The organism is Bacillus sp. mrc49 (assembly GCF_002803435.1).
On record NZ_PHNG01000629.1, the window covers coordinates 1 to 677 of the forward strand.

Annotated in this window: 1 pseudogene; it reads left to right on the top strand. The window is 43.1% G+C overall.

The features are described 5' to 3' along the window. Nucleotides 1-34: 34 nt before the first annotated feature. Nucleotides 35-677, top strand: a pseudogene (locus CVN76_RS06495) (hypothetical protein); the annotation flags it as partial.

The window sequence follows — 677 nt, forward strand, 5'->3', positions numbered from 1 at the left end:
ATTATTGCACGAAGAGAAGCACGAGGCGGTGCAAATGAGTTCCGCTTCCGAAGATGACCTGAAACGTACGAATACTCCGGACATGAAGCCGGAAAGCAAGTTTGTTAAACCGGTGAAACCGATAAAACCGAGAAAAACTAGTGAACAAATCAGGGAGCGGAATATTTCGGTCGTCCTGCTCACAGGGGTGATATTGCTTCTTTTAGGCGGAATGATATTGGCAACTTCGTCATGGGGGGATTTAAATGCGCTCCTGAAAGTTTTCTTCATCGGAATGGTAGCCGTCATTTTTGCGGGAATGGCCTTCATTGCTTCAAAGCTGAAAATTGAACAGACGGCGTTTGCATTCCTGACGCTGGCGAGTCTATTCATCCCGATTACCATTTTATCAGCTTCATATTATCGAATCTTTGGAGAGTACCTTTCACTTCATGGCGGGGGAGCTGCATTGCTCGGGTTTCTTGGCGGGTTACTCTGTTTGGCGGTATATGTTAAGATTGCGGGTTACTTTAAATCGAAGATATTCATTTTCATTTCCCTATTTACCTTTGGCATTACCTGCTACTTCGGTGTAGCTTTTGTAACGCCCACCCTTGACTGGATGTTTTTGGCGATTGGCATTTTTAATTTCATTCTATTATTGAATGTCGGAAGATTAAATGATGAGGAATATTTAA